23 protein-coding genes and 1 pseudogene are annotated in these 25,760 nt (G+C 65.3%); 15 read left to right on the forward strand and 9 right to left on the reverse strand.

All coding sequences use genetic code 11. From position 1 onward, the window contains the following. Nucleotides 1-14: 14 nt before the first annotated feature. The gene (locus M1248_RS01700) at nucleotides 15-407 is read right to left on the reverse strand and encodes a limonene-1,2-epoxide hydrolase family protein (protein WP_163729753.1); all 393 of its coding nucleotides are present in this window, start codon (nucleotides 405-407) and stop codon (nucleotides 15-17) included. Between the two features lie 546 nt (nucleotides 408-953). On the opposite strand from M1248_RS01700, the gene M1248_RS01705 reads away from it, so the two are divergent. The 8 genes from M1248_RS01705 to M1248_RS01740 are packed head-to-tail and all read left to right on the forward strand — an operon-like array spanning nucleotide 954 to nucleotide 10,276. Beyond that, on the forward strand, nucleotides 954-1,727 hold the full coding sequence (locus M1248_RS01705) for an MlaE family ABC transporter permease (protein WP_163737372.1): 774 nt from the start codon (nucleotides 954-956) through the stop codon (nucleotides 1,725-1,727). A 15-nt stretch (nucleotides 1,728-1,742) separates the two neighbouring features. Next, entirely contained in the window at nucleotides 1,743-2,591 is an 849-nt protein-coding gene (locus M1248_RS01710; protein WP_317147466.1) for an ABC transporter permease, read from the forward strand. Nucleotides 2,592-2,595: 4 nt separating this feature from the next. Further along, nucleotides 2,596-3,960 (forward strand): MCE family protein, encoded by a 1,365-nt coding sequence (locus M1248_RS01715; protein WP_317147380.1) that lies wholly within the window; start codon nucleotides 2,596-2,598, stop codon nucleotides 3,958-3,960. Nucleotides 3,961-4,011: 51 nt separating this feature from the next. Beyond that, on the forward strand, nucleotides 4,012-5,037 hold the full coding sequence (locus M1248_RS01720; RefSeq protein ID WP_163729751.1) for a virulence factor Mce family protein: 1,026 nt from the start codon (nucleotides 4,012-4,014) through the stop codon (nucleotides 5,035-5,037). Next, nucleotides 5,034-6,350 (forward strand): MCE family protein, encoded by a 1,317-nt coding sequence (locus M1248_RS01725; protein ID WP_317147467.1) that lies wholly within the window; start codon nucleotides 5,034-5,036, stop codon nucleotides 6,348-6,350. Before M1248_RS01720 ends, M1248_RS01725 begins: the two co-directional genes overlap by 4 nt. 11 nt (nucleotides 6,351-6,361) lie before the next feature. Next, nucleotides 6,362-7,675, forward strand: a complete 1,314-nt coding sequence (locus M1248_RS01730) for a virulence factor Mce family protein (protein ID WP_317147381.1) — start codon at nucleotides 6,362-6,364, stop codon at nucleotides 7,673-7,675. A gap of 38 nt (nucleotides 7,676-7,713) precedes the next feature. After that, nucleotides 7,714-8,829 (forward strand): virulence factor Mce family protein, encoded by a 1,116-nt coding sequence (locus tag M1248_RS01735; RefSeq protein ID WP_317147468.1) that lies wholly within the window; start codon nucleotides 7,714-7,716, stop codon nucleotides 8,827-8,829. Nucleotide 8,830: 1 nt separating this feature from the next. Then, nucleotides 8,831-10,276, forward strand: a complete 1,446-nt coding sequence (locus M1248_RS01740) for an MlaD family protein (RefSeq protein ID WP_317147382.1) — start codon at nucleotides 8,831-8,833, stop codon at nucleotides 10,274-10,276. Between the two features lie 86 nt (nucleotides 10,277-10,362). On the opposite strand, the gene M1248_RS01745 is transcribed toward M1248_RS01740, so the two are convergent. Genes M1248_RS01745 through M1248_RS01755 form a run of 3 tightly spaced genes read right to left on the reverse strand, consistent with a single transcriptional unit; the run spans nucleotide 10,363 to nucleotide 12,199 of the window. Further along, nucleotides 10,363-10,563 carry a ferredoxin gene (locus M1248_RS01745; protein WP_163729748.1) on the reverse strand — a complete coding sequence of 67 codons (201 nt, stop codon included), beginning with the start codon at nucleotides 10,561-10,563 and terminating at the stop codon, nucleotides 10,363-10,365. Beyond that, complete coding sequence (locus tag M1248_RS01750; protein WP_163729747.1) at nucleotides 10,560-10,967, reverse strand: nuclear transport factor 2 family protein; 408 nt, start codon at nucleotides 10,965-10,967, stop codon at nucleotides 10,560-10,562. Before M1248_RS01750 ends, M1248_RS01745 begins: the two co-directional genes overlap by 4 nt. Then, nucleotides 10,964-12,199, reverse strand: coding sequence for a cytochrome P450 (locus tag M1248_RS01755; RefSeq protein WP_317147383.1), 1,236 nt, complete (start codon nucleotides 12,197-12,199; stop codon nucleotides 10,964-10,966). The genes M1248_RS01750 and M1248_RS01755 overlap by 4 nt, the downstream gene beginning before the upstream one ends. 125 nt (nucleotides 12,200-12,324) lie before the next feature. Here M1248_RS01755 and M1248_RS01760 point away from each other — a divergent pair, with 125 nt between their 5' ends. Then, the gene (locus M1248_RS01760) at nucleotides 12,325-13,512 is read left to right on the forward strand and encodes a LuxR C-terminal-related transcriptional regulator (protein ID WP_232076123.1); all 1,188 of its coding nucleotides are present in this window, start codon (nucleotides 12,325-12,327) and stop codon (nucleotides 13,510-13,512) included. Here the strand turns inward: M1248_RS01760 and M1248_RS01765 are convergent. The 4 genes from M1248_RS01765 to M1248_RS01780 are packed head-to-tail and all read right to left on the reverse strand — an operon-like array spanning nucleotide 13,509 to nucleotide 17,513. Further along, entirely contained in the window at nucleotides 13,509-14,471 is a 963-nt protein-coding gene (locus M1248_RS01765; RefSeq protein ID WP_317147384.1) for a Gfo/Idh/MocA family oxidoreductase, read from the reverse strand. The genes M1248_RS01760 and M1248_RS01765 overlap by 4 nt on opposite strands. Beyond that, nucleotides 14,468-15,349: a sugar phosphate isomerase/epimerase gene (locus M1248_RS01770; protein ID WP_317147385.1), complete on the reverse strand. Its 882-nt coding sequence runs from the start codon at nucleotides 15,347-15,349 to the stop codon at nucleotides 14,468-14,470. Before M1248_RS01770 ends, M1248_RS01765 begins: the two co-directional genes overlap by 4 nt. Further along, nucleotides 15,346-16,353: a Gfo/Idh/MocA family oxidoreductase gene (locus tag M1248_RS01775; RefSeq protein ID WP_317147386.1), complete on the reverse strand. Its 1,008-nt coding sequence runs from the start codon at nucleotides 16,351-16,353 to the stop codon at nucleotides 15,346-15,348. The genes M1248_RS01770 and M1248_RS01775 overlap by 4 nt, the downstream gene beginning before the upstream one ends. Then, nucleotides 16,350-17,513, reverse strand: a complete 1,164-nt coding sequence (locus tag M1248_RS01780; RefSeq protein ID WP_317147387.1) for a phytanoyl-CoA dioxygenase family protein — start codon at nucleotides 17,511-17,513, stop codon at nucleotides 16,350-16,352. Before M1248_RS01780 ends, M1248_RS01775 begins: the two co-directional genes overlap by 4 nt. Before the next feature lie 72 nt (nucleotides 17,514-17,585). Between M1248_RS01780 and M1248_RS01785 the strand changes: the two genes are divergently transcribed. The 6 genes and pseudogenes from M1248_RS01785 (at nucleotide 17,586) to M1248_RS01810 (ending at nucleotide 24,583) form a co-directional block, all read left to right on the forward strand. Beyond that, nucleotides 17,586-18,590 (forward strand): LacI family DNA-binding transcriptional regulator, encoded by a 1,005-nt coding sequence (locus M1248_RS01785; RefSeq protein ID WP_317147388.1) that lies wholly within the window; start codon nucleotides 17,586-17,588, stop codon nucleotides 18,588-18,590. A 313-nt stretch (nucleotides 18,591-18,903) separates the two neighbouring features. After that, a complete protein-coding gene (locus tag M1248_RS01790) occupies nucleotides 18,904-20,850 on the forward strand; it encodes a 2-oxoacid:acceptor oxidoreductase subunit alpha (protein WP_163729740.1) in 1,947 nt (648 codons plus the stop codon). Beyond that, nucleotides 20,847-21,917, forward strand: coding sequence for a 2-oxoacid:ferredoxin oxidoreductase subunit beta (locus M1248_RS01795; RefSeq protein ID WP_163729739.1), 1,071 nt, complete (start codon nucleotides 20,847-20,849; stop codon nucleotides 21,915-21,917). Before M1248_RS01790 ends, M1248_RS01795 begins: the two co-directional genes overlap by 4 nt. A 10-nt stretch (nucleotides 21,918-21,927) precedes the next feature. After that, on the forward strand, nucleotides 21,928-22,518 hold the full coding sequence (mobA, locus tag M1248_RS01800) for a molybdenum cofactor guanylyltransferase (RefSeq protein WP_197905533.1): 591 nt from the start codon (nucleotides 21,928-21,930) through the stop codon (nucleotides 22,516-22,518). Nucleotides 22,519-23,651: 1,133 nt separating this feature from the next. Then, nucleotides 23,652-23,885 (forward strand): annotated as a pseudogene (locus tag M1248_RS01805) (transglycosylase family protein); the annotation flags it as partial. 218 nt (nucleotides 23,886-24,103) lie between these two features. Beyond that, complete coding sequence (locus M1248_RS01810; protein WP_317147389.1) at nucleotides 24,104-24,583, forward strand: transglycosylase family protein; 480 nt, start codon at nucleotides 24,104-24,106, stop codon at nucleotides 24,581-24,583. 2 nt (nucleotides 24,584-24,585) lie between these two features. Here the strand turns inward: M1248_RS01810 and M1248_RS01815 are convergent, their stop codons facing one another. Continuing rightward, entirely contained in the window at nucleotides 24,586-25,752 is a 1,167-nt protein-coding gene (locus tag M1248_RS01815) for an FAD-dependent oxidoreductase (protein ID WP_317147390.1), read from the reverse strand. Between the last annotated feature and the right edge of the window lie 8 nt (nucleotides 25,753-25,760).

Consider the following 25,760-nt stretch of genomic DNA (forward strand, 5'->3'; position numbering starts at 1 on the left):
CGGGGACCGGTGATCTAGAGCTTGAAGCCGCTCTGGCGCTCAAAATCGGCGAGGTCGAAATAGTCGGTGAAGCGGGTGATTTCACCGTTCTTGACGACGAAAACACCGGTGACGGGCAGCTCGACCTTGCGGCCGTCGTTCATGGTGAAGTAATCGATCCGCTCGGCCAGGACAAGGCCCGGCTCGGCCGCCAGGGTCACGATATCGAGCTTGGCGTACGAGAACGCGTCGAGGAACGCGCGGAAGATCTCTCGGATGCCGTCGATGCCCTCGATCGGCGCCACGGGCGTGTTGTGGTAAACGGCGTCGGCGGCGAAGGCGCCGCAGATGGTTTCGAGATCGCGGCCCTCCCAAGAGCCCAGGAAGTCGCGTACGAGCTTCTCGCTCGCCTCTTTGGTGTCGGTCATGCAACCCCTCCTCGGGTATCGCTTCGCGCACGGCAGCGTCAAGCTCACCGTCCTGCATGTGACGTACAGAACAGTACTATCAAGATACATCCATGAGCACAAGCCGCACTCTTCATCGTTCTTTGTCTATCCTGTGCATTCTATTAGGCGTATCGACTATGGACATAACTGACATCGGCCGCGTACCCTCTCGGATGTCACCGCACAACTTCGACCTGTCGGGATGGCCAACATGAGCAGCTCCACTCGTCGCCGCGGCGCCGAGCCCATGCGGGTCACGCGGGTGCTGCCAGTCGTTGCCGCGGTGGCGCCGCGGGCATCACAGCAAACTGCGCTGACCGTCGCGTGCAGCGGCGTATGCCTCGTAAGGGGGAGACTTATACCTCTTTTTGGAAGCAGCAATCGGACCGTAGGGGTCGATAGCGTTCCGTCTATGCCCTCCATCGATGGCGATTTCCGGCAAACGCACAGGGCACGGATGGTCGAAGCCTCGGCCGGTTGTTTGCAGGATCGCCGCCTCCCGGCAACCGCGCCGTTGGGCTCAGCATGCTGATCTCGGCGCAAACGGCGACCAGGCCCGTGCGTGCGGTCGGCGGGTTCTTGGCCATGTCGATGGACACCTTGGTGTTGATGTTCAAGCCACCGTTCGCGTGGCGTGAGTATCTGGCTCAGTGCTGGTTCGTGGCAAGGGTTTCGACGCTGCCCGCGGTACTGATGACAATCCCGTGGGCAGTGATATCGGGGTTCCTTTTCAACGTCTTGTTGGCCGATATCGGCGCGGCAGACTTTTCCGGTACCGGTGCCGCGATCTTCACGGTGTCCCAGAGCGGTCCGATCGTGACGGTGTTGGTGGTGGCGGGTGCGGGTGCCACGGCGATGTGCGCCGATCTGGGTGCGCGGACGATTCGCGAGGAACTCGATGCGCTACGGGTCATGGGTATCAACCCGATTCAGGCGCTTGTCGTTCCGCGCGTACTGGCGGCCACGACCGTGTCGCTGGCGCTGAGCTCGGTGGTGATCATGACGGGCCTGGTCGGCGCGTTCGTTTGCTCGGTGTACCTGATGGACGTTTCGGCGGGCGCGTGGGTGGCGGGGTTGACCACGCTGACCCATATGGCCGATGTCATCATCTCGATGGTCAAGGCGACCCTGTTCGGATTGATGGCGGGCTTGATCGCTTGCTACCAAGGCATTTCGGTGGGTGGTGGTTCCGCCGGTGTGGGCAGGGCGGTGAATGAAACGGTGGTGTTCGCCTTCCTGGTGTTGTTCTTGATCAATATCATCGTCACCGCTGTCGGCGTCCCGTTCATGGTGTCCTGAGGTGGAGCCGTGACGTTGGGTGTTCCGAGCGGACTTCATCCCCGCTTACAGCGGGCGAGGAAGGCAGTGGTAGCCGGATGGGACCAGATTGATTCGCAGACAAGGTTTTACGCCACCACGCTGGCTGGTATTCCGGATGCCGTCATCAACTACCGCGGCGAGCTGTTGCGAGTGATCGCACAGATGGGATTGGGCAGCGGGGCGCTTGCGGTGATCGGCGGGACGGTGGTCATCGTGGCGTTCTTGACGATGACGACGGGCGCGATTGTCGCGGTGCAGGGATACAACCAGTTGGCTTCGGTGGGTGTGGAGGCGCTCACTGGCTTCGCGTCCGCGTTTTTCAATACCCGCGAGATTCAGCCGGGCACGGTGATGGTGGCACTGGCCGCCACCGTCGGCGCCGGCAGTACAGCTCAGCTGGGGGCGATGCGAATCAATGAGGAGATCGACGCGCTCGAGGCCATCGGTATCCGCAGTGTGAGCTACTTGGCCTCCACCAGGGTGGTGGCCGGAGTGATCGTGGCGATCCCGTTGTTTTGCATCGGGCTGATGACGGCTTTCTGGGCCGCTCGTATCGGCACCACTGCTGTGTACGGCCAGGGGTCAGGTGTCTACGACCACTACTTCTATACGTATCTGAGTCCATCCGACGTCTTGTGGTCGTTGGCCGAGGTGGCTGCGGTCGCGTTGATGATCATGCTGCTGTGTACCTATTACGGTTACACCGCGCGCGGTGGGCCCGCAGGCGTAGGTGAGGCCGTGGGCCGAGCGGTGCGTGCCTCGATGGTCGTCGCATCGGTCCTGATCGTGATCATGACGCTGGCCATCTACGGCCAGTCCGGCGATTTCCACTTGGCCGGTTAGTGGCATGAAGCGAAGGGCAGGGACATACCGCATCGCCACCGGGTGGTGGACGGTGATCTTGTTGACGGCAATCGTGCTGTTTCTGTCCGTAACGGCGGCATCGTTCGGGGAAACATTCAGATCGTATGTGCCCGTGACGCTTTCGTCGGAGCGAGCCGGATTGGTGATGGAAACCAACGCAGATGTCATGATGCGCGGTGTCCAAGTCGGCCGGGTCAGCCAGATCGGCGGCGGGGGCGATCGAGCCAGCTTGAAGCTGGAGATCGACCCTGACCAGATCCGCTACATCCCGGCCAACGTGGAAGCTCAGATCAGTGCCACAACCGCATTCGGCACCAAGTTCGTCGAGCTCGTCTATCCGCCGAATCCGAGCCCCAAGCGGCTGGCCGCCGGCGCCGTGCTGCATTCAAAGAATGTCAGCACAGAGATCAACACGGTCTTCGAAAACGTCGTCGAGCTGCTCAAGATGATCGACCCGCTGAAGCTGAACGCCGTGCTGACCGCAGTCGCCGACGGCGTGCGTGGACAGGGCCAACGGATGGGCCAGGCCACCACAGACCTCAATGAGGTCTTGCTGGCACTGAACGCGCGCGCCGAGACCATGCAAGAGAACTGGCGCTCGCTCAAGAACGTCGCCGACACCTATGACGCCGCAGCCGACGACATCGTGTCCATCCTGGACGCCGTCAGTACCACCAGCACGACGATCAGCGACCAGGCGAGCGCACTAGATGGGTTGTTGTTGAACGTCATCGGTCTGTCGACGGCAGGCACGAACCTGCTTGCCACGAGCAAGGACGATCTCGTCGAGGCGGTCAACACCCTTGAGCCGACGACGAACCTGCTGCTGCAGCACAGCCCCGTGTACGAGTGCTTTTTGAAGGGCGCCACGTGGTATCTCGACAACGGCGGCTATGCGGCGTGGGGCGGCGATGGTCGCACTCTTCAGCTCGACGTCGCCTTGTTGCTGGGAAACGATCCCTACGCCTACCCGAACAATCTGCCGATAGTGGCCGCCAAGGGCGGACCCGGCGGTGCGCCGGGGTGCGGCTCGCTACCGGACGCGACCAAGAACTTCCCCGTGCGCCAACTGATCACCAACACCGGCTGGGGGACCGGCCTGGACATTCGGCCCAACCCCGGTATCGGACATCCCTGCTGGGCGAACTACTTCCCGACGACGCGTGCCGTGCCGGAGCCGCCAAGCATTCGTCAGTGCCTGCCCGGCCCGGCAATCGGGCCGGTTCCCTACCCCGGGGCGCCACCGTACGGCGCGCCGCTGTACGGGCCGGGCGGCGTGCCGCTGTGGCCGGGGGTCCCCCCGGCGGCCCCGGCGCCGCTCGACCACAACGGGCAGGGCCCACCGTGATCGCACTGGTCATCATCACCGCCGACCATCCGCACAAGGAGGAGAGCCTCCGTGGCTGACTTCAGGGGCACCATCTGGCGCCTGGGCGTTTTCCTGGCTGTCTGCCTGTTCGTCGCATTCCTGACGCTGACGATCTTCGGACAGTTTCGCTTCGGCGCGGGCAACAGCTACTACGCCGAGTTCAGCAACGTGTCCAACCTGAGGAACGGCACGATAGTGCGGATCGCGGGCGTCGAGGTCGGCAAGGTGGAGAACATCTCCATCAACCCGGATGCGACTGTGCGCGTGCAGTTTTTCACCGAAAAGTCGGTCGTGCTCACGCAGGGCAGCAGGGCGGTGATCCGGTATGACAACCTGTTCGGCGACCGGTTTCTGGCCCTCGAGGAAGGCACCGGCGGACTCAAGACGCTGAGTCCCGGGCAGACCATCCCACTGACTCACACTCAGCCCGCGCTGGATCTGGACTCGGTGATCGGTGGCTTCAAGCCCCTGTTTCGGGCGCTGGACCCCCAACAGGTCAACGACCTGACTCAGCAGTTGATCGAGGCGTTCGAGGGTCAGGGTCCCGCGATTGGGTCTTTCCTGCAGCAGGCCGCGGTGGTCACCAACACGTTGGCCGACCGCGATCTGCTGATCGGGCAGGTCATCGACAACCTCAACGTGGTACTCGGGTCGTTGGGCGGGCAGAGTGAGCGGCTGGACAAAGCCGTGACATCACTTTCGGAGCTGATTGGCGGGCTGGCCGAACGCAGAACCGACATCTCCAACGCGGTGGCTTACACAAACGCCGCCACCGGTTCGCTCGCCGACCTTTTGGCCCAAGCCCGGGCGCCGTTCCGCGAGGTGGTCGCGCAGACCGATCGGGTGGCGGGCATCGCCGTGGCCGACCACGAATATCTCGACAATCTGCTCAACACGCTGCCGGACAGATACCAGGCCCTGGTGCGGCAGGGGATGTACGGCGACTACTTCAGTTTCTACCTGTGCGATGTCGTGCTCAAGCTCAACGGCAAAGGGGGCCAACCGGTGTACGTCAAAGTGGCCGGCCAGAGCACGGGGCGGTGCGCGCCCAAGTGAAGTCCTTCTCCGAACGCAGCCCCTTGGTCATCGGCACCGTCGGCGTCGCGACGGTTGCCGTGATGGTGCTGGCCGCCTTGCAGTACCAAAACCTGCCCTTCCTCAACTCGGGTAGGGAGTACTCGGCGTACTTCGCCGACGCCGGCGGGCTGAACACCGGTGCCGGCGTGGAGGTTTCCGGCTTCGTGGTGGGCAACGTCTCGGACATTGTTCTCGATGAGGCGGGCGTGCTCGTCACGTTCAAGATCGACAGCGATGTGCGTCTGGGGGACCGCACCGAGGCCGCGATCAAGACCAAGAGCCTGTTGGGCGCCAAGATCGTCGATGTGACGCCGCGCGGGAGCGGGCAGATGGACGGCACCATTCCCCTCGACCGGACGGTTTCGCCCTATCAGCTGCCCGACGCCCTGGGTGACCTGGCCACCACGATCAGCGGCGTGAACACCGACCAGCTCTCGAACTCGCTGGCCACTTTGGCCCGGACCTTTTCGGACACACCGGCGGATCTGAAGGATGCGGTGGCGGGCGTGGCGCGGTTTGCACAAGTGCTCGACACTCGCGATGCCGAGTTGCGCAGGCTGCTGGACAACGCGGCCCAAGTGACGGGGGTGCTGGCCAAACGCACCGACAACATCGTGAGTCTGGTGAAAGACACCAATGCACTACTGGCGGCGTTGCGGACGCAAAGCTCGGCATTGGACCAGATCTGGGCGAACATCTCGGCGGTGTCGCGACAGCTGCACGCGTTCATCGGCGAGAACCGTCAGCAGCTGCGGCCGGCGTTGGAAAAGCTCAACGGAGTGTTGGCGATCGTCGATGACCGCAAGGAGCGTGTGCAGCAGTCCATCAAATTGATCAACACCTACGTCATGTCTCTTGGTGAATCGCTTTCCTCCGGCCCGTTCTTCAAAGCCTATGTGGTCAACCTGTTTCCGGGTCAGTTCGTGCAACCGTTCGTCGACGCGGCGTTTTCGGATCTGGGGTTGGATCCGGCTACGTTGCTGCCGTCACAGCTGACGGACCCGCAGACCGGCCAACCGGGGACGCCTGCGTTGCCGGTGCCTTTCCCGCGGACCGGTCAGGGCGGGGAACCGAGATCGCATCTGCCCGACGCGATCACCGGCAATCCCGGGGACCCGCGCTACCCCTACCGCGAGCCGCCCCCGCCACCACCGCCTGGCGGTCCGCCGCCGGGGCCGCCCGCGCTGCCGCCGCCGGCGATGGCCTCGGTGCCCGAGCCGACTCCAGCGCCGGTCTACCTGCCGGCGCCGGGCGAGGCGCCGCCCCTCCAACAACCGGGAGTAAGGCCATGATTCCGGCTGCGATGAGGTCGCCACGTACCGCGAGGGTCGTCTTGGCGGTGGTGCTTGTGCTGGTGTTGGGTGCGGGCCTGATCGTCGTGGCACGTATGCCCGCGCAGATCGCCCGGACGGTGGTGGTCGCCTACTTCGAGAACAGCACAGGGGTATTCGCCGGCGACCACGTGCTGGTTCGCGGCGTGCCCGTCGGCAAGATCGAATCGATCGAACCGCAGCCCGAGCGGGCCAAGATCACATTCTGGTTCGACGGCAGGTACAAGGTTCCTGCCGATGCCAAGGCTGTGATCCTGTCACCGCAGCTGGTCACCGGCCGCACGATCCAGCTCACGCCGCCCTACACCGGTGGACCGACGATGGCCGACGGCGCGGTGATTCCCGAGGACCGCACTGCGGTGCCCGTCGAATGGGACGACCTACGTGCGCAACTCGAGAGGCTGACCGACCTGCTCAAGCCCACCGGGCCCGATGGTGTGAGTACGTTGGGTGCACTCATCAACACCACCGCGGACAACCTGCGCGGTCAGGGTCCGACGATCCGGGACACCATCATCAAACTGTCGCAGGCGGTTTCGATCCTCGGTGACCACAGCAGTGACATCTTCGCCACGTTCAAGAACCTCTCGACGCTGGTGTCTGCGCTGAGCGACAGCGCCGATCTGCTCGAATCGCTCAACCGCAACCTCGCGGAGGTGACGTCCCTACTGGCCGACGATCCGAACAAAGTCGGTCAGGCGGTCGAGGATCTCAACGCGGTCGTGGGTGACGTGCAGGACTTCGCCGCCGACAACACGGAGGCGATCGGTACGGCATCGGACAAGATGGCGTCGATCACTCGCGTGCTCGTGGAAAGCCTCGACGACATCAAACAAACGCTGCACATCGCCCCGACGGTGTTGCAGAACTACAACAACATCTACGAGCCGGCCAACGGTTCATTGACCGGCGCCCTGGCCATCAACAACTTCGCGAACCCGATCTCGTTCCTGTGCGGCGCGATTCAGTCCGCATCCCGCCGGGGAGGTGAGCAATCGGCGAAACTGTGCGCGCAGTATCTGGCGCCCATCGTGAAGAACCGTCAATACAACTTTCCGCCGTTGGGAGAGAACCTGTTCGTCGGCGCGCAGACCCGCCCGAACGAAGTCACCTACAGCGAGCCCTGGATGCGCCCCGACCACGTACCGCCCGCCGTCGATCCGCCGCCGGACGTCCCCTTGGCCGCCGAAGCCTCGGCGCCTGACCCGGCATTCACCGCGCCGCTGGCCACGAACCCCACCGACGGTCTGCAGGGCATGATGGTTCCTCCCGGAGGTGCCCCGTGACTCGGCGACGCTGGCAACACGTCGCGGCCAACGTGACGATGGTCCTGATCGTGGCCGCGATGCCCGGTTGCGGTTGGCGCGGGCTGAACTCACTACCCCTGCCCGGCACACAGGGAACCGGCGCCGGCTCGTTCGTGATCCAGGCACAAATGCCTGACGTCAACAACATTGAGCCGAACTCGCGCGTGCGTGTCGCAGACGTCACGATCGGCCATGTCACCAAAATCGAGCGCCAGGGCTGGCATGCGCTGCTGACCATGCGCCTGAACGGCGACGTCGACCTGCCCGCCAACGCGACGGCCAAGATCGGCACCACAAGCCTGCTGGGTTCCTTGCACATCGAGCTCGCGCCGCCGACGGGCGAAGCGCCACACGGACGGCTGCGCGCCGGATCGGTCATCCCGCTGCCGGACGGCGGCGCCTACCCGAGCACCGAACAGACGCTGGCCGCGCTGTCGATGTTGCTCAATGGTGGTGGCCTGGGCCAGGTTCAGGACATCACCGAGGCGTTTTCCACCGCGTTTCGGGGCCGCGAGCAGGACGTGCGAAGCTTGATCACGCAGCTTCGGGAATTCACCGGCCACCTCGACGACCAGACCGGCGACATCATCGCGGCCACCGAGAGCCTCAACCGCCTGGTCGGGAAATTCAGTGCACAGCAGCCCGTCCTGGACCGGGCACTGGCCACCGTCCCCGACGCGTTGGCTGTGCTCAACTCCGAACGAGACAACTTGGTGCAGGCGGCCGATCAGCTCGGCAAGTTCAGCGCTCTGACCGTGGACACGGTGAATCAGACGAAGGAAAACCTGGTAAAGGAGTTGAGACAAGTCGGCCCCGTGTTGGAGTCGCTGGCCAACGCCGGTCCCAGCCTGACGCGATCCCTGAGCCTGCTTGCCACCTTCCCGTTTCCCAACGAGACCTTCGAAAACTTCCAACGCGGTGACTATGCCAATTTGACCGCCATCGTCGACCTCACGCTCAGCCGTATCGACCAAGGGATCTTCACCGGCACTCGATGGGAGTGCGATCTGACCTGGCTCGAGCTGCAGTGGGGCCGCACCATCGGCCAGTTCCCCAGCCCTTGCTTGGCTGGTGGCCCGAACGGTCCCGGGAATCCGCTGACGATCCCCTATCAATGGAATCAGGGCCGCTAGCATGCATTTGACCGGACGGGTACGAATTCAGCTGGCCATCTTCACGATCGTTGCCCTTGCCACGGTGGCGGTGATGGCCCTGCACTTCATCAACCTGCCCGCCATGTTCGGCGTCGGCCGGTACACGGTGACGGTGGAACTGCCGAGATCCGGCGGGCTCTATGAATCGGGCAACGTGACCTATCGCGGCTCCAAGGTCGGCAGGGTGGAATCGGTGCGTCTGACCGATTCCGGTGTGGCGGCGGTGCTCTCGCTGCAGTCCGGAATCGACATCCCCTCAGACCTGAAGGCCGAGGTGCACAGTCAATCCGCGGTCGGCGAATCCTATGTCCTACTGTTGCCCCGTAACGGCACCTCGCCGCCGCTGAAGAACGGTGACGTGATCGCCCTCGCTGACTCGTCAGTGCCGCCGGACGTCAACGCTTTGCTCGCTGCGGCGAACACCGGTCTGCAGGCCATACCCCGCGACGACCTCAAGACCGTGATCGACGAGGCCTACACGGCGGTCGGCGGGCTCGGTCCAGAACTGTCGCGTGTGATCGAAGGTGCATCCACGCTGGCGATCGACGCGCGCAAGAATCTCGATCCGCTGACCACGCTGATCGACAAGGCCGATCCGGTGTTGGATTCGCAGACGAACACCTCTGATGCGATCCAGGCGTGGGCGTCCCATGTAGCCACGGTGACCGCCGAATTGAAGACCCACGACGAGGCAGTTGCCGGCGTCATCGTCAAAGGTGGCCCGGCGGCCGCGCAGGTGCGGCAACTGGTCGAACGCCTGCAGCCCACCTTGCCCATCCTGCTGGCCAACCTCGTCAGTGTCGGGCAAGTCGCGCTCACCTATCAGAACGACATCGAACAGCTCCTCGTGGTGTTTCCCCAAGCCATCGCGGCAAACCAGGCCGGCATCCTCGCCAACCTCAACACCAAACAGGACTACAAGGGCCAATACCTGAGCTTCAACCTGAACCTCAACCTGCCGCCACCTTGCACCACCGGGTTCCTGCCTGCCCAGCAGCAACGCGTTGCCGCGCTCGAGGATTATCCGCAGCGGCCGCCCGGTGACCTCTATTGCCGGATCCCGCAGGATTCACCGTTCAATGTGCGTGGCGCACGCAATATTCCGTGTGAAACCGTGCCGGGGAAACGCGCGCCCACGGTCAAGTTGTGCGAAAGCGACGAGGTCTTCGTACCGCTCAACGACGGATTCAACTGGAAGGGGGATCCCAACGCGACGTTGTCGGGTCAGCCCATTCCACAGTTGCCGCCCGAAGCTGCGCCTCCACCGCCGCCCGCTGCGCCGCCGCCGATCGCTGCGGCCGAATACGATCCCGCGACCGGTAGCTATATCGGGCCGGACGGCCGCCGGTACACGCAATCGGATCTCGCCGCAGGCGCGCCCGAGAACAAGACCTGGCAGACGATGCTGCTGCCGCCGGGGAATTGACCAATCGTTTGGGGGATCGAGGAATCCGGCCGCGTGAACGATGACAAATTGCAGTTCACCCGCGGGCGCTACAGCGCGTTGCTGGGTTAAACGATGTCGCTCACGATACGGAGTGCGCCCGACGGGCACATCCTGACGGCGTTGCGCACGGCCTTCTCCTCGCCGGCGGACACTCGATCCGAGGCGAGGACCACGATCCCGTCGTCATCCTGATCGAATGTCTTGTCGGCCGTCATCACGCAAACCCCTGCGCCCATGCAGATCTCGCGGTCACCCGCGACCCTCATCGGGTGAACGCCTGCAGCGTCAGGGCGGAGTTCATGAAGTCGCGGAAGTAGAGCCAGCGACCGCCACGCAGCGTAATGATGTGCGCAAACTCCGACTCCCATTCGTAGCCTGTGTCGAGTCGCCGGAACCGTTGCCTGCCCCACGACGCCAGCTCGTCACCCTGGGCGATGAACTTCCACGCCTCCATCTCGGTGATCGCGATCGATTCCCCAACCTTGGTGAAGAACGTCACGGCCTCGTCAAACCCCCGGTAATCACCGGCATAGGGAATGCCTTCGGTGCCGTAATAGGTGATACGCACGTCGGGGTCGAGCAGTTCCAGTGCGGTCTGCAGATCACCGGCGGGCACAGCGGCGTAGATGGCCTTCGTCGCCGCGATATTGGCTGCCTCCTCCGGGGTCATGAGAGGTGAAGGGGGAGACGCACATAGGCGTGGGTCAGCAGGCTTGCGGTCTGCTTTGTGCCGGGATCATCGGTCAGCGCGATCGTCTGATAGCGGTCGAGTACCGCGTTCACCACGGCGACCACTTCCAGGCGGGCCAGTGATGCACCGAGGCAGAAGTGCAGACCGTGCCCCATCGACAGCTGCTGGCGGATGTTGGGCCGATCGATGTCGAGCTTGTCGGGGTCACCGAACACCTCGGGGTCACGATTGGCAGAGCCGAAAAACAGTGCCACCCAATCACCTTTGCGGATCAGCTTGCCGCCGACCTCGACATCGCGGGTGGCGATGCGGAACAGCCGCTGCGGCGGTCCGTCGACACGCATGGCCTCTTCGACGAAGACGTTCACCAAGGTGCGGTCGCTGCGCATCCGCTCGGTGATCGCGGGTTCGCGCGCCATCGCATGCAGCAGATTGCCGATCAGGAACGTGGTGGTCTCGCTGCCGGCGACGACGAGCGTCACGCAGAACCGGACGATCTCCTCGGGGGTCAGCCGCTGCCCGTCGACCGCGGCGCGCAGCAGGGCGGAGATGAGATCCTCGGCGTCTTCGACATCGTCGGTGGGGGTGCGCTCCGCCAGCCGGACGGTGTGCTCGGCGAGCCGGGTCGCGAACGTGGTCACCATCTCCTCATTGCTCGCGATGCGCTGCTCGGGTGTGAGCGACGACGACAGCATGAACGCGTTGGCCCACTTTTTGAATCGGACGTGATCGCCGTCGGGCAGGCCCAGCAATCGCACCATGGCGCGGGTGGGGATCTCGGCGGCGAATTCCATCACCTCGACGTCACCGCTGCCCAGGTCGTCCAGCAGATGCGGCACCAACTCGTTCAGCCAGCCCTCCAGGCGCTTCACCCGGCGCGGGGAGAACGCCTGGCTGACCAGCTTCCGTTCGACTTCATGCTTGGGCGGGTCGGTGTTGACGAGCATCAGGCTCGGCGCAGACGACGCCTCCTGCAAAGGATCCCGCGACGAGAACGTCGCGCTGTCCCTGGCCGCCTCGAAGATCTGGTCGTAGCGGAACAGCGCCCACGCGGTGACGGGTTCGTCCGCCCCCGGAATGGTCCCCGGCGGCCAGTCACGGTATCCGGGCACGGGTGAGAGTGCCCGGAGCTGCTCGTACAGCGGATACGGGTTCGCGATGCCCTGGGGCGTGGTCAGCAGTTCCAAGGCCGAGACGGTCGTAGATGACATGACAAATAGCCTGTGCCAGCTCACCGGGCAAATCGATCCCCCGTTGGGGAGGTCTCGTACCCCCTTACGAGGTGAATTGGCGGTTCCGGCCGCACCTGAGCATCGATCGGAGGACAGTCTTGGTGGTGAGCGTTGTGAGCGAGAAGCCCGAGACGCCCGCGATCGGCAGCCTGTCCGACGGTGACCATCCCGGCTGGGCGTCGCGCCCTGTCAAGGACACCGAAGCCGCGCGCCGCTACCGGGAGGCATTTCAGGACTGCGAGATCGACCCGTCCGAGGACCCCATGGCGGTGGTGGCCGAGGCGGTCGACGCCAAGGCGACCGTGGTGCGCAACGCGTTGGAGGGACTCGGCGACGAGAACGCGCTCAATGCCCTCGACTCCCTGCTTGATCTGTCATCGCTGGAACGCGAGCTGATCGAGGATGGGGCGCGGCGGCGCACGTTTGCACTCCTCTCGGTACAGGAGGCGCTGAGCAAGCTGCGTGTCGTAGACGATGTCGCGACGATCGTCGACCGTGCGCCACGCGAGCTGGTCGAGTCGTGCGGCTTCGACCGCGCCGTGCTCTTTCGTGTCCACGAGGGCCGAATGGTCATGGAGGCAGCCTATTTCGGCGAGGACACCGAGGGTGCCGAGAAGATGGTGGCTTTCGCGCAATCGGTGGCGCCGCCCCTCAACCACATGCTGCTCGAGACCCAGATGATCCGCCGCCGCGCGCCCGCCATCGTGCGCGACGCCCGCAACGATCCGCGCGTCAACCGCCCGATCATCGATTTCTCCCTGACCCACGCCTATGTGGCGGCACCGGTGATGCCGACGGGCAAGGTGATCGGCTTCCTGCACGCCGACCGGTTGTACTCGGGCCGCATCGTCGACGAGATTGATCGAGACACGGTGTGGGCGTTCGCGGAAGGCTTCGGATACGCCTACGAGCGCACCGTTCTCCTCGAGCGCATGCGCCGTCAACGCGCAGACGTCCGTCGCGCGTTGGCGTCTGCCGACGAAGCCGCACGGGCGCTGCAGGACGCGGATCTGGACCTTGCCAAGATCGAACCGGTCGAACGCAGTCCGGCGGCGCAATCGCTGGCCGAGGTGCAGACGCGTGTCATGGCAATCCTGACCCGTCGCGAGATCGAGGTCCTTCGCCTGATGGCGGCCGGCCGCACCAACCAGCAGATCGCCGACGAGCTGGTGATCTCGGCGGGCACGGTGAAGTCCCACGTCAAGCGAGTGCTGCGGAAGCTGCACGCCACCAACCGCGCCGAGGCGGCCTCGGCGTATGTGCGGCTGGCGAGCGTGCCGAGCGTGGGCTAGCGGGGTTCCATTCCGCCCGCCCGGTATGCGGCGTCGACGTAGGCCATGTTCTCCACCGCGTCGACCGTACTCACCGGCAGCGGTGCGCCGTGCAGGACGTGCGCGGCGAACGCCTCCAGTTGGTACGTGTACGACGTGCGCGTGCCCAGATGTTCGACGCTACTGCCCGCGGGCGTCCGGACGGTGACACGGTCGTCGGCCTGGGGCTTGATGAAGTTGTGCACCAGGGCATCTCCGTCGGTGCCGACGATCTGAATCGTGAACGTGTAGTCATCGGCCACCATCGAGTTTGTGCTGAAGCCCGTTGCGCCGTTGGGAAAGCCGAGTTCGACATCGCACCACGCGTCGACGCCGGGGCTGCGTTCTTTCGCGTTCACCCGCACAATCGACGGACGACCCAGCTGACGCATGACGTGCAGCCCGTAACAGCCGAGGTCCATCAACGCGCCGCCGGCCAACTCGAGCGACCATCTCGGATCCCCGTCGGCAGGCTCGGGCATCGCCATGCGCACCTCGACATGTGTGATGTCACCGAGGGTGCCGGCACGCGCGAGCTCCAGGGCACGCCGCGTCACGGGGTGGTACAGGTAATGGAAGGCCTCCACCACAGGCACACCCGCACTCTCGGCGGCCTCGGCGACTTGCTCTGCCTCAGTCCGGTTGCGGGCGAACGGCTTTTCGGTGAGCACCGGTTTGCCCGCCGCGACCGCCGCGAGATTCCACGGCGCGTGCAGTGCGTTCGCCAACGGGTTGTAGACGACGTCGACCTCGGGGTCGTTGATCACGTCCTGGTACGACGGCACGACGCGCTCAACGCCGTACTTGTCGGCGAAAACCTGCGCGCGCTGCGGATCGCGCGCGGCCACCGCGACCAGCCGATGACCCAGCTTGTGTGCGGGCCCGACGATCGCAGGCTCGGCGATGCGGGAGGCCCCGAGCACGCCGATGCGCAAGCTCACACCGTCACGCGGCCACTGACGTCGTGCATGAAAGCCACGCTGGTCCGCACGTCGCGTAGGGGTCCCTCATCGGTGGGTTCACCGTCGAGGATCGTGTCCTGTTCCATGACGAACCAGCCGTCGAATCCATTGGCGCTCAGCGCAGTCACGATGCCCGCGATATCGACGTCACCCGCGCCCAGCGGGGTGTACATGCCGGCGCGCACCGCCTCGGTGTAGGTGAGTTCTCCGGCCTGAACGCGAGCGGCGAGCGCCGCGTCGACGTCCTTGAGATGTGCGTGCGCGATCCTGCCGGGTACCTGCAGTGTCAGAGCGAGTGGATCCGTACCGCCGATCAGCAGATGGCCGGTGTCCAGACACAGCTTGATGGTCGAACCCTGCAGCACCCGGTCGACGTCGCCGCGGGTCTCTACCATGGTCCCGACGTGTGGATGCAAGACGGCGAGTGCACCGCGGTCGGCGGCCGCCGCGGCGAGCCGGTCGAGATTGGCCAGTAGCGTGGCCCATTGGCTGTCGTCGAGCGTCGGCCTCGAGTCATAACCGTCGGAACCCGTCGCAGCGGCGAGCACGAGAACGTCGGCTTCGCAAGCGATCAGCGCGTCAAGCGGGCCCTTGATATCGGCGAGCGGGTCGTAGTCGGGGTCGTGCAGCAGCACGGGTACGAACATGCCGACACAGCGCAGACCGTTCGACGCGAGCAGGGCGGTCAACTCCTCGGGGTCTGATGGCAGGAAGCCCTCGGGACCCAACTCGGTGGCGGACAGGCCGACATCCCGCATCTCGGTGAGCACCCGCTCGGCGCTGAGCTGGTGACCCCAGCCGGGTACCTCGCACACTCCCCACGAAATCGGTGCACCGGCGATCTTCAGGGATTTCATCGTGACCTCACGTCCTTGATGCTCACCGGCACGCGGCGCTGCAACGACTCGGTGGCCGCTTCGGCCAGCCACGCGACCTCGACCGCGTCGGCCACCGTGCATGCCGGGGCGGCGTTTCCCTTGACCACATCAACGAACGCACTGAGCTCCGCGCGGAATGCCTCGTTGAAGCGGTCCATGAAGAAGTGGTGCGCCGGTCCCTCGGGAAAGCTGTTGGCGGGGTCGACATTTCGCACCGGAACTCCCTGATCCCAACCGGCGACCACCGTGTCGTGGAAGCCGTGCACTTCGAGGCGGCAGTCGTAGCCGTGGGCGTTGTACCGCGCCGCCGAGACCACGCCGAGCGTCCCGCCTTCGAAGGTGACGACCACGGCGGCGGTGTCCACATCGCCGAACTCAGCGAACTTCGGGTCTCCTTGGACGCTGCCAGTGGCGTACACCTCGACGGCCTGCTGGCCTGTGATCCAGCGGATCACGTCGAAATCGTGCACGGCGCAGTCGCGGAAGATCCCACCCGAACCCGCGATGTACTCCATCGGCGGGGGAGCCGGGTCCATCGTCGTGCTGCGCACGGTGTGCAGGGCGCCCAGCGAGCCGTCGTCGACCGCGCGCTTGGCGGCCGCGAAGGCGGCGTCGAACCGCCGCTGATAGCCGATCTGGACCGGCACACCCGACCGCGCGATCACGTCGGCAACCCGCGCGCTCTCGACCGCTGTGGAGGCGATCGGCTTCTCGCAGAACGTGGGCAGGCCGCGCTCGACTGCGGCCAGCGTCAGCTCGGCGTGTGCGGGTGTCGCGGCGGACACGATGACCCCGTCCACTCCGGACGCCAACAGGGCGTCGACCGAGTCGACAGCTCTCGCATCGTGTTTGGCGGCGACGGCCGCGACGACGTCGGGCCGCTCGTCGGTGATGACCAACCCGTCGATGCTGTCGAGGCCCGAGAGGGTTTCGGTGTGGAACGCACCGATGCGGCCCAGTCCGATGACGCCGAGCGTGGTCATGGCATTCTCCGTTCTTGGTGGGCGCGCAAGATGACGTCGAGTTCGTCCGCGCTGAGGTTCGAGTCCAGCGCCGCCAGCACCGAGTCGACCTGACTCGGTGGGGCGAGGCTGCCGATGGGTTGATCGCTGTCGAGGTTGGTGGGGAACGCGTAGCCCTCCGCGGTGGCGACCACCGCGTTGTGCAGGTCGCGCTGCGGGCGTCCGGCAGCCTTCATCGCCAGCAGTGCCGGATAGATCGCGCGGACCATCGCCGTGCGGTCCAGCGCCTCCATCGCCCGGCCGAACGGCGAGGACACCTGAAGCAGGTTCGCGATCCGCCGGATGTCACCCGAAACATTCGATCCCGCAGCGTGATACAGCGCCGGGTTGAAGAACATCGCATCACCTTTGTTCAGCGGCAGCTGCACGTGATGGTCGGCAAAGAAGTCCACGAACTCGGGCCGATTGAAGGCGATATAGCCGCCCGCGAACCGCTGCGAATGTGGCAGCAGCATCGTGGGGCCGCTTTCGACCGGCATATCGCAGTGGGCGACGGCGCCCTGCAGCGTGAGCACCGGTGAGGTCCGGTGCAGATGCGCCGGATACTGCGCAAGGTGTTCGTCGGGGACGAAGCCGAGGTGATAGTCGCGGTGCGGAACCTGGGCGTTGCCACCGGGATTGACGACGTTCACCTGAGAGGTGACCTGGTAGCGGGGACCAAGCCAGGCTTGGCAGACGACGGCGAGGGTGTCGTTCGCGTAGTACTCGGCGAACACGTTCGGCGCGTGCAGCGCGAGCTTCTGGGCGGCGTTCCAGATCCGGTCGTTGGCGCCGGGCCTGCCGAAGTGGTCGCCCGCGGCCCTGCCCGCCGCGCGCTGTGCGGCGATGATCGCGAAGAAGCCCTCGTTCGCGCGGTCGACGAGGTCGGACGAGAAAGCGCCTTCGAACAGTACGACGCCCGGACCATCGGCGAGCGCGCGGATCAACTCCGCTTGCAGCTCGCGCCGGTCGCCGCCAGCCACCGCGGCCGCCGAGTACACCGGCACGTTGCTGCGCACTTCGGTGGCGTTCGGGTAATCGGCGCGTTCGGTGTCACGGAGCACCTGCGGCCGGAAGTCGTCGATCCGGCATTCGGACTCGCCGATCCACGGCGGGTCTGTCGTCCTCACCGGTGCGGTCATGCCAGTTAGTCTTGCTGTGACAGTCGCCGCAATCAACGCCAGAAATCCATCAAAAACACCTCAGGAAGATCGATGCCGCACCGCTATAAGGTCCGCGAGATCGCCCAGCAGGCCGGGCTGAGCGAGGCAACTGTCGATCGCGTCCTCAACCAACGGCCCGGCGTCCGCGCGAACACCAGGGCCGAAGTCGAGCAGGCGATCGCGGATCTCGACAAGCAGCGGGCCCAGCTGCGCCTCAACGGCCGCCGCTACCTCATCGACGTCGTGATGCAGACGCCGGCGCGGTTCTCCGATGCGTTTCGCGCCGCCATCGAGGCCGAGTTGCCCGCCTTCGCACCCGCCGCGCTGCGCGCCCGCTTTCATCTGTGGGAGTCCGGGTCAACGGAACAGATGGTGGAGGCGCTCGGCCGCATCAAGGGCAGCCACGGCGTCGTGCTCAAGGCCCAGGACGACCCCGCGGTGGCCGAGGCCGTCGACCGCCTGGTCGAAGGCGGTGTGCCGGTGGTGACGTATACGACCGACATTCCCGCGAGCGCGCGATGCGCGTACGTGGGCATCGACAACCACGGCGCCGGGGTGACGGCGGCCTATCTGATGCGGGAGTGGCTGGGGTCGGCGCCGTCGGACATTCTCATCACGCTGAGCCGCGCGGTGTTCCGCGGCGAGGGTGAGCGCGAGGTCGGCTTCCGCTCCGCGATGCGCGGTACCGGGCGCACGATCGTGGAAGTCAGCGAAAGCGACGGGCTGGACTCGACGAACGAGCGGTTGGTTCTCCAGGCGCTCGAGCGCCATCCAGAAGTCGGAGCCGTCTATTCGGTGGGAGGTGGCAACACCGCGACGATCGCGGCCTTCGAACGATTAGGGCGGGTGTGCAGGGTTTTCGTTGCCCATGATCTGGACGTCGACAACAGACAGCTCCTGCGGGACGGGCGCATCTCGGTCGTCCTGCACAACGATCTTCGCGCCGACGCGCGCCTGGCGATGCGGCTGATACTCCAACAGCAGGGCGCGTTGCCGGTCGAGCCGACGCGGCCGGTGCCGATCCAGGTCATCACGCCCTACAACCTGCCGCCGTAGGCGGCGCGCGAGTGCTAGCAGCGGGCTACTGATCGGTAGCAATTTCCTTATTAATGACACTCAGTGCCACGTGACGCAAAACACATTTTTGTCTCGCGGCGGGCATCGGCACACGCGCTGATCAGGGCGTTCGTTTGGTAGTTACCAGTGCGTACCCCGCGAGTCGTGTGAAGGGCCACCTAAGAGAAGTGCCATAATCGGTACTGCCAGTGACATCAAATTTCTGTGGACGTCCAACGACGGCGCGTCGCTTCGACCGCGACTCCGAGGACTGTTCGCCGGAACGGCTTGACTCAGACGGAAGGCGGTCGCAGTGGGGGCCAACGGCAACGGGGCCAACCCGGGCACCAGACAGAAGCTCGAAAAGGTCGTCATTCGTTTCGCGGGCGACTCCGGTGACGGCATGCAGCTCACTGGTGACCGCTTCACCTCCGAGGCCGCGCTCTTCGGCAATGACCTTGCGACGCAACCGAATTACCCCGCCGAGATCCGCGCACCACAGGGCACGCTGCCCGGGGTGTCGTCCTTCCAGATCCAGATCGCCGACTACGACATCCTGACCGCGGGTGACCGCCCCGACGTGCTCGTCGCGATGAATCCCGCCGCGCTGATGGCCAACGTTTCCGACCTGCCCCGCGGTGGGCTGATCATCGCCAACTCGGACGAATTCACCAAGCGCAATCTGGCGAAGGTCGGCTACGAGGGCAACCCGCTGGAGAACGACGACCTGTCCGACTACGTCGTGCAGGCCGTGCCGATGACCACGCTGACGCTGGGTGCGGTCGAAGAGATCGGCGCGTCGAAGAAGGACGGCCAGCGCGCCAAGAACATGTTCGCCCTCGGCCTGCTGTCGTGGATGTACGGCCGCGAGCTCGAACACAGCGAAGCGTTCATCCGCGAGAAGTTCGCCCGCAAGCCCGATATCGCCGAGGCGAACGTGCTGGCGCTGAAGGCCGGCTGGAACTACGGCGAGACGACCGAGGCCTTCGCGGGCAGCGTCTACGAGGTCGCGCCCGCCAAGCTCAAGAGCGGTGAGTACCGCCAGATTTCGGGTAACACCGCGCTGGCCTACGGCATCGTGACGGCGGGCCAGCTGAGTGATCTGCAGGTGGTGCTCGGCACGTACCCGATCACCCCGGCCTCGGACATCCTGCACGAGCTGTCCAAGCACAAGAACTTCAACGTGCTGACCTTCCAGGCCGAGGACGAGATCGCGGGCATCGGTGCGGCGATCGGCGCGTCGTACGGCGGCGCACTGGGCGTCACCAGCACCTCCGGACCCGGCATCTCACTGAAATCCGAGGCCATGGGGCTCGCGGTGATGACCGAGCTGCCGCTGATCGTCATCGACGTGCAACGCGGCGGCCCCTCGACGGGTCTGCCGACCAAGACCGAACAGGCCGATCTGCTGCAGGTGCTCTTCGGGCGCAACGGCGAATCGCCGGTCGCGGTGGTGGCGCCGAGGTCCCCGTCGGACTGCTTCGACGTCGCCGTCGAGGCCGTCCGCATCGCCATCAACTACCACACCCCCGTGGTCATCCTGTCCGACGGCGCGATCGCGAACGGCTCTGAGCCGTGGCAGATTCCGGACGTCAGCACCTACGAGAAGATCGAGCACACCTTCGCCAAGACGGGTGAGCCCTTCCAGCCGTACGCGCGTGACCCCGAGACGCTGGCCCGCCAGTTCGCGGTGCCGGGCACTCCAGGCCTCGAGCACCGCATCGGCGGGCTGGAGGCGGCCAACGGCTCGGGCAACATCTCCTACGAGCCGAAGAACCACGACCTGATGGTGCGGCTGCGCCAAGCCAAAGTCGACGGCATCACCGTGCCGGACCTCGAGGTCGACGACCCCACCGGCGACGCGGAGCTGTTGATGCTCGGTTGGGGGAGCAGCTACGGCCCCATCGGCGAAGCATGCCGTCGCGCGCGCCGTAAGGGCATCAAGGTGGCCCAGGCGCACCTGCGCAACCTGAGCCCCTTCCCCGCCAACTTGGGCGAGGTGCTGCGGCGCTACCCCAACGTGGTGTTGCCGGAGATGAACCTCGGCCAGCTGGCGCTGCTGCTGCGCGGCAAGTATCTGGTCGACGTTCAGTCCGTGACCAAGGTGGAGGGCATGGCGTTCCTCGCCGACGAGGTGGAGGGCATCATCGATGCCGCGCTCGACGGAACGCTGGGCGACAAGGAAATTGACAAGGCCAAGTTCGCGCGGCTCGCTGCGGCCACCATCGAAACCGAAACTGGCGTGGGAGCAATCGCATGACCGACCTGATTGGTGCAGATCTCGGACTGACGGCCGGAACCGGCCTGGTCCCGACGACCGACGAGCCGCAGAAGTCGAAGGACTTCACCAGCGACCAGGAAGTCCGCTGGTGCCCCGGTTGCGGCGACTACGTCATCCTCAACACCATCCGCAACTTCCTGCCCGAACTCGGGCTGCGTCGCGAGAACATTGCGTTCGTCAGCGGTATCGGCTGCTCGAGCCGATTCCCGTATTACCTGCAGACCTACGGGTTCCACTCGATCCACGGCCGTGCGCCGACGATCGCGACGGGGCTGGCGCTGGCCCGCCAAGACCTGTCGGTGTGGGTCGTCACCGGTGACGGCGACGCGCTGTCGATCGGCGGCAACCATCTGATCCACGCGCTACGTCGCAACGTCAATCTGACGATCCTGCTGTTCAACAACCGGATCTACGGGCTGACCAAGGGGCAGTACTCGCCGACGTCAGAGACGGGCAAGGTCACCAAGTCGACCCCGATGGGTTCGCTGGACTACCCATTCAATCCGGTGTCGTTGGCGCTCGGTGCCGAGGCGACATTCGTTGGCCGCGCCTTGGACTCCGACCGCAAGGGCCTGTCCGAGGTGCTTCGTGGCGCTGCTGAGCACCGCGGCGCCGCGCTCGTCGAGATCATGCAGGACTGCCCGATCTTCAACGACGGCTCGTTCGACGCGCTGCGCAAGGAAGGCGCCGAGGAGCGGCTCATCAACCTGACCCACGGCGAGCCGATCACCTTCGGCGGCGACGGCGAATACTGCGTCGTCAAATCGGGCTACGGGCTCGAGGTCGCCAAGACCGCCGATGTGTCGGCCGACGAGATCGTCGTCCACGACGCGCAGCTGGAGGACCCGGCATATGCGTTCGCGCTGTCGCGGCTGTCCGAGCAGAACCTCGACCACATGGTGATGGGGATCTTCCGGAAGGTCAGCAAGCCGACCTACGACGACGCTGCCCGCCAGCAGGTCGCCGCGGCGCGCAATGCCAAGCCGCACGACACGGCCGCGTTGCAGTCGCTGCTCCGGGGCAAAGACACCTGGACCGTCGACTAATCTCACTGACGTGACGTCCCCCGTACCGCTTGCAGCGGTCATCCTGGCCGGCGGGGCATCCCGTCGAATGGGCCGCGACAAGGCCACCGTCATGTTCGACGGCCAAACGCTCGTCGAGCGGATGGTGTCAGCCGTCAGCCCGAGATGCGCGCCCGTGTTCGTCGTCGCCGCCCCGGGTCAGGCGCTGCCGACCCTGGACGCGCACATCCTGCGGGACGACATCCGGGGCGTCGGGCCACTGCTGGCAACAGGGCGCGGGTTGCGTGCCGCTGCGGAAGCCGGACGTGAGCTCGCCTTCGTCTGCGCCGTCGACATGCCCCTGCTGTCGGCCGATCTGATCGACGAACTCGAAGGTCCGGCTGTCCGACTCGGGGCCGACGTGGTGCTGCCGTGGGACGGTCGCACCCACTATCTCGCCGGGATCTACCGCACGAGCCTGCATGAGCGGGTGTCCGAACTCGTCGACGCGGGGGAGCGCAGCATGCGCGCCCTGGTCGAGAGTGTCGACACGCAGCGGGTTGTCATGCCCGAGCAGGCCTCGCTGACCAACGTCAACACGGTCGCCGAGCTGCGGGCCACGGCGTCCTCGCGAATCGCTTAGCAAATTCGCAAATTCACGTCCATTCAATTCTTCGCTTATCGAATTCAATTCGGTGCACCGAATTGGCTCGATATTTCTCCGTGATATAGACCGCGTCGACCTTGACGCCGAGTCGCCAATGACTGTCGAGTATCTCTGGGCGGTAGCTCAGATGTCCTGTCCAACAGGAACGTTCGAATTCGTCGGCCGGCGGCAGGCGCCAATTCGATCGCGGATCGGGTCGAATTTCGTTCTCGGGCAGCGCCGGGGGTGAAATGGGACGTCGCTTACCCGTGACGTCCTTTGTCCGTTCCGCCCGCGGCCGGGCAAAGATGAGCGTGTCCATAACACATCGTAGGCTGGGCCGGATTCGAAGCGCACGTAATATGCTGTAGCACAGTAGTTTTGGCCTATCGAATGTTTTGAATCCGGCTCGCCCATTGATTGGTGGATGCAGCCTGCGGGACGACGCTGTGTATCAAATATCAAGGGGCACCGGGCATTGGCGCTCATCCGCTGCGCTCTGGCGTCATCGGTGATACCAGCGAACCGATCGACCGACACTGGCGTCTACCGGCGACTTCTGCACTCACGCCAGATGTTTCGCAACCAAACCTGGGGTTTCACGCGTCGGGAATGGTGGGCTGGGTCACAAAATACCAGTGAGATGGCTCACGGCAATATGCCGAAGCTGTGAAAACCTCAGCTTCGGGGACTTGCGGATGACCTGCGCAGACGTTCGACTCTGCCCGGCGTGATCAGTCCGTGATCTGGCCGCTGCACGATCTTGACCGAAATGACTTTCGCCGAATCGGTTTGTACGGTCCTAATCGGCTTCTCAGGGAGCAAATAATTTCAAAAACCACGAACCTGCGTGTGAGTGGGGCCGAGCGGTCATTACGCACCCGACGGCCGCCGGACGTGATCGTCCGGTGAGGCGCTTTTCGCTTCCCACTGCTGCACCTACCCGAGACGGTGCGGCCCAAAACCCCGGCCTGTGATCAGGCATGTGCCCTGTGCGTCCTCGCACGGGCCTGGTTGGCGCGCGCACGTCGAAAGGATCGAAGTTGAAGAACATCCGCAAGACGATTGGTCTGGCGACCTTCGCCGGCGCGCTCGCCGTGACGCCGATGGCGCTGGCAGGCACCGCCAATGCGGACAGCGTCAACTGGGATGCGGTCGCGGCTTGTGAGTCCGGCGGCAACTGGGCGATTAATACGGGTAACGGCTACTACGGCGGCCTGCAGTTCAGCATGGGCACCTGGAAGTCCAACGGCGGCAGCGGCTCGCCGCACAACGCCAGCCGTGAAGAGCAGATCCGCGTCGCGGAGAACGTTCTGCAGTCGCAGGGCATCGGCGCATGGCCGAGCTGCGGCGGACGCGGTTAATCAGTAGGACCTTTGCAGAGGCGGTGTTCAGGCGAAATGCCTGGACACCGCCTCTTCTTTCTCAGAGGCCTCTTACGCCAATTAAGTAACGATTAAAACTTTTGACGCTTACGTAACAGGTGACCTTCCTCACCCGAAACACCGGATAGCCGCATCGAAGCACGCACAGGGCTTCACGCGGGCCTTGAGTTCCAAACGGTCGGGGAAGGACCGCAGAAATGAAGTTTTCGAAGATTGTCGCCAAGGGCATGCTGACCGCCGCGATCTCCGGCGCGCTCGCCCTCGTGCCGATGACCATGTCCACCGCCACCGCGAGTGCGGATTCGGTCAACTGGGACGCCATCGCCGAATGTGAGTCGGGTGGCAACTGGTCCATCAACTCCGGCAACGGCCACTACGGCGGCTTGCAGTTCAAGCAGGCGACGTGGAACTCCAACGGCGGCAGGGGTAACCCCGCGACGGCCTCTCGCGCCGAGCAGATCCGGGTGGCCGAGAACGTCCTGCGCACCCAGGGCCTCAAGGCGTGGCCGAAGTGCGGTCCCCGCGGTGCGTCGCCTGCCATCTGGAAGACCCCGGGCTCAGCGCCATCGATGCCGGCTGTGCCCGCGGCCGCGGGCGGCTGCGCCTCGATGCCGTCGAGCGCGTTCCTCGGCTTCCTCAATCCGCGCCAGATGTGCGCCACGCTGTTTGGCGGCTGATCTCAGGCCGGCTGGACGTCGCGGTCGGTAGGAAGCGCGAAAGCCGAGCGAGCCGCGACCGTGGCCAGGTGCCGCGTGACCAGCGCTTCGGGGCCCAGCACGCTCGCCCGGGTGATCGCAGCGCTGAGCAACGGCGGCAAGTTCACAATCCGGCCGATCATCTTGGACTCCCGCACCAGCGAGCGCACCCTCGGGCGGCGGAACGCGGCGAACCGGCTGAACGCGGCACTCAGATCGGCGCTCCTGTGGACGAAGGAAGCCAGGATTGCCGCGTCCTCGAGCCCCTGGCAGCCGCCCTGACCCAGATGCGGCCGCATCGGATGAGCCGCGTCACCGACCGCCACGATCGTTCCCCGGGCCCACTGCCGCGCCGGGTCGCGGTCGTACAGGTCGTTGCGCAACACGCGGTCGGGATCCGTGGCGGCCAGCACTGCGGGAATGGGCTCTGCCCACGCACCGAATTTGTCCTTGAGGTAGTCGAGCTCGCCCTGCGGCGCGCTGCGCCCCTCCGACGTGCGTTCGGTGGCGAACCAATAGGTCCTTTCCCCGCCGAGGGGCACGTGGCCGAACTCGACGGCGGGGCCGAGGACCTCGCCTGCGAAGTCGGCGTCGATCGTGCACTCGGCCACCCCCCGCCACGCCGTGTAGCCGACATAGCGGTTAGCCAATGGGCCGTTCAGATGGCGAGCCACCATCGAGTGCGTACCGTCCGCGCCGACGACCGCATCGACCTGAATCGTCGTCGAGTCCGACAGCCTCACCTGTACACCGTCGGCGGTGGCCACCAGGGAGCGGGCCGCGAGCCCGTATCGCAGGGTGCCCTCGGCAAGCCGGCCGGCCAGCACCGATGTCAGGACATTCCGGTGGATCACCACCAGCGGTTCGCCGAGCGCCTCGACGAGTCGCTGCGGCGACGGGTGGCGCAGCCAGGTCCCGTCACGCCAGCGCATCGCCCCACCGGTGATCCGGCCGCCCGCGCCGCGGACCGCGTCGCCTAGGCCGATTTCGTCGAGGGCGGCCAGTGCGTTGGGCCAGATGCTGATGCCCGCGCCGGACGACGTGTCGGTGCGCTCGTCGATGACCGAGACGTCGTGGCCGTGTTGTTGGAGCGCGTTGGCGGTCGCCAGTCCGGCGATGCCCGCGCCGATCACCAGGATCCGCTTCGGCATCCGTCGAA

The sequence above is a fragment of the Mycobacterium sp. 29Ha genome (assembly GCF_032883055.1).
GTDB classification, from domain to species: Bacteria; Actinomycetota; Actinomycetes; order Mycobacteriales; family Mycobacteriaceae; genus Mycobacterium; species Mycobacterium gallinarum.